This window comes from Acidovorax sp. SRB_24 (genome assembly GCF_012931925.1).
Map to the genome: position 1 here is coordinate 1 of NZ_MWOM01000065.1, position 3,165 is coordinate 3,165.

The 3,165-nt window shown below is 69.6% G+C and carries 4 protein-coding genes; 3 read left to right on the forward strand and 1 reads right to left on the reverse strand.

The window, feature by feature from the left end:
• From B2J89_RS17325 to B2J89_RS17335, 3 genes are all read left to right on the forward strand, one after another.
• Window positions 1-222: oligopeptide/dipeptide ABC transporter ATP-binding protein (locus tag B2J89_RS17325; protein ID WP_371809094.1), on the forward strand; the 222-nt coding region annotated here is incomplete at its 5' end.
• Window positions 223-238: 16 nt separating this feature from the next.
• Window positions 239-1,162: an alpha/beta hydrolase gene (locus B2J89_RS17330; RefSeq protein WP_169170242.1), complete on the forward strand. Its 924-nt coding sequence runs from the start codon at window positions 239-241 to the stop codon at window positions 1,160-1,162.
• A 32-nt stretch (window positions 1,163-1,194) separates the two neighbouring features.
• Window positions 1,195-2,322: a M20 family metallopeptidase gene (locus B2J89_RS17335; protein ID WP_169170243.1), complete on the forward strand. Its 1,128-nt coding sequence runs from the start codon at window positions 1,195-1,197 to the stop codon at window positions 2,320-2,322.
• A gap of 93 nt (window positions 2,323-2,415) precedes the next feature.
• Here the strand turns inward: B2J89_RS17335 and B2J89_RS17340 are convergent.
• A partial coding sequence (locus B2J89_RS17340; RefSeq protein WP_169170244.1) for a 3-oxoacyl-ACP reductase occupies window positions 2,416-3,165 on the reverse strand: 750 nt, incomplete at its 5' end.

Sequence of the window (3,165 nt, forward strand, 5' to 3'; positions counted from 1 at the left end):
ACCCAGGCCCTGCTGGCCGAGGTGCCGAACCTGGCCCGCCGCAAGCGCGTGTTCGTGCCCATCAGCGGCGAGATCCCCTCGCCGCTCGATCCCCCCTCGGGCTGCACCTTCCACCCGCGCTGCCCGCACGCCCTGGCACGCTGCCGCGAAGCAGCGCCCGTGCTGGAGTCCGTGGCACCCGGCCACTGGTCCGCCTGCCACCTGAACCACAGCGCTGCCTGACGAAACCCCACGCCGCATGCCGAACGACCTCCGCCTCTCCACCCTGCGCGGCGCGGTGCTGCGCACCGGCCGCCATGCCATTGAATACCGCAACGGCGCCGCGCCCGATGCCCGCTCGATCGTGCTCAACACCTACCGGCCCGCCCATGCCGGCCCGGCCAGCCCGATCGTGCTCGTGCAGCACGGCGTGATGCGCAACGGGGGCGACTACCGTGATTTCTGGGTACCCGCCGCCGACGAGCACGGCCTGGTGATCATTGCACCCACGTTTTCCAACGAACAATGGCCCGACGTGGTCAGCTACAACAACGGCAACCTGCTGGCCACCACCGACCGCGAGGCCCATGCCGGCACAGCCCCTGCTACAGCACCCGCAGCATGGTCGTACACCGTCATCACCCGGCTGGTGGACGACTTGCGGGCTTCGGGCGTGCTGACGAGCCAGCTGCTGTACCTGTTCGGGCATTCGGCGGGCGGGCAGTTCGTGCACCGGCTCATGAGCGTGCTGACGCCCGGCGTGTTCACCCAGGTGGCGGCAGGCAACCCCGGCTGGTACACCCTGCCACGGCTCGACCTCCCGTTCCCCGAAGGGCTGGGCGGCACACCCGCCAGCGCGGACAGTCTGGCCAACTTGTTCGCCTCCCCGCTGACCATCCTCGCAGGCGAGCAAGACACCGTGACGGACGACCCGCACCTCCCGTCCGAACCCGCCGCGCTGCGCCAGGGGCCGCACCGCTATGCACGCGCCCGGCATTACTACGCCACCGCCCAGGCCGAGGCCGCGCGCCGGGGCCTGCCCTTCCATTGGCAGCTGCACTCCATCGCCGGCATCGGCCATGACGGCAAAGCCATGTCGGCCGTGTGTGCGCACCTGTGGTTTCACCACCGCCTGCCCGATGCCAAGCACTTGGCCGCTCTCGCGGGCCAGCACACCGCCTGACCACGCCCCCCCCACCACCTGAGCCTGCACCCATGACCTCATCCACCACCCAGTCCCTTGTCGCCGGCATTACTGCATGGATGCAATGCGAGTCGCCCACCAGCCACCCTGAAGGCCTGGCGCGCATGGTCGCAATCATGCAGAGCTATGCGCAGGAAGCGGGCCTGCAGGCCACGGTGACGCCGTTCGGCCCGGGCGTGGGCCCGCTGCTGCACATCAGCAACCGCGCTATGGACGATGCGCGGCCGGGCCTGCTGATCCTGGGGCACTCCGATACGGTGCACCCTCTGGGCACGCTGCACGACAACCCCTGCCGCATCGAAGGCGACCGCCTTTACGGCCCCGGCGGCTACGACATGAAGGCCGGAATCTACCTGGCGCTGACCGCCCTGCGCGACCTGGCCGCTGCCGGTGCCACGGCGCTGCCGGTGGACTTTGTGATCGTGCCCGACGAAGAAACCGGTAGCCACGCCTCACGCCCGCACATCGAGGCCTTCGCACGCAAAGCGCACTACACCCTGGTGTGCGAACCCGCGCGCGCCAACGGCGGCAAGTGCGTGACGGCGCGCAAGGGCACGGGCATGCTGCGCCTGGGCGTGAAGGGCCGGGCGGCGCATGCCGGCGTGCAACATGAAGACGGCCGCAGCGCCATCCGCGAAATGGCGCACCAGATCCTGGCGCTGGAGGCCATGACCGATTACGCGCGCGGCGTCACCGTCAGCGTCGGCACCATCGAGGGCGGCACGGCCACCAACACCGTGCCTGCGTTGTGCCGCTGCGTGGTGGACTTTCGCCTGCCCGACCTGCGGGCGGCGGACGAACTGGTGGACAAGATGCAGGCGCTCAAGCCCGTGGGCTACGACATGGAGCTCGACATCGACGTGGAAGTGAACCGCCCGCCCATGGTGAAGAACGACGCTGTCGCCGTCCTGCTGGCGCGCGCGCAGGACTCGGCCCGCCATGCCGGCTTTGCCCTCGAAGACGCCCCCATGACCGGCGGCGGCAGCGACGCCAACTTCACCTCGGCACTGGGTGTGCCCACGCTCGACGGCCTGGGTGCCGACGGCGACGGCGCGCACACCCTGCACGAGCACATCCTGGTCTCCACGCTCGAAGCGCGCCTGAACTTCTGGCGCCATCTGCTCGCGCACCTGGAATGAATCCTGGCAGTGTTGGCTGAATATGGCCAAAAAGGCCTCTAATCCTTTCTGGCCAAACGCTGACAGCTATGAAGTTTGACGTTTCGCGCCCGCTCAGCCCTTGACCAGCCCGCCGTCCACGATCAGGTTCTGCCCGGTCACGGCGCGCGCCCAGGGCGAGAGGAAGAACAGCACGGCGTCGGCGAACTCGGCCGGTGTCGTCACGCGTCGCAGCGGGGTCAGGCTGGCGATGAGGTCGAACACCGCCTCGGGCGTGGCGGCGCTGGCATCGGTGGTGCGCAGCAGGCCGCCCGAGACCATGTTGACCGTGATGCCGTCGGGGCCCAGGTCGTTGGCCGCCGTGCGCGTGAGCGACAGGAGCGCGGCCTTGGCGGCGGTGTAGTCGTGGTAAGGCACGACGGGGTTCTGGAACAGGTTGGTGCCCACGTTCACGATGCGACCAAAGCCCTGCGCGCGCATGGCGGGCAGCGCGGCCTGCAAGGTGTTGAGCGCGCCCTTCACGGCGCCTTCGATCTGCTGGTTGAATCGCTGCCAGGCGATGTCGCCGATCTGCGGGCGCGCGTCGCCGTCGAACTGAAAACCGATCAGCGCGTTGTTCACCACACTGCTGATGGGCTGGCCGGCGCGCTCGTGCGCGGCGGCAAACAGCCGTTGCACGGCGGCGGTGTCGGTCACGTCGGCCTGCAGCGCGATGGCGCGCGGGCCCAGCTCTTCGGCCAGGGCCCCGGCCGCTTTGTCGCTGCGGTGGTAGTTGATGACCACGCCGGCACCTTCGCGCGCCAGGGCGCGCGTGATGGCCTGGCCCAGGCCGCGTGCGCCGCCGGTCACGAGCACCCATTGTTC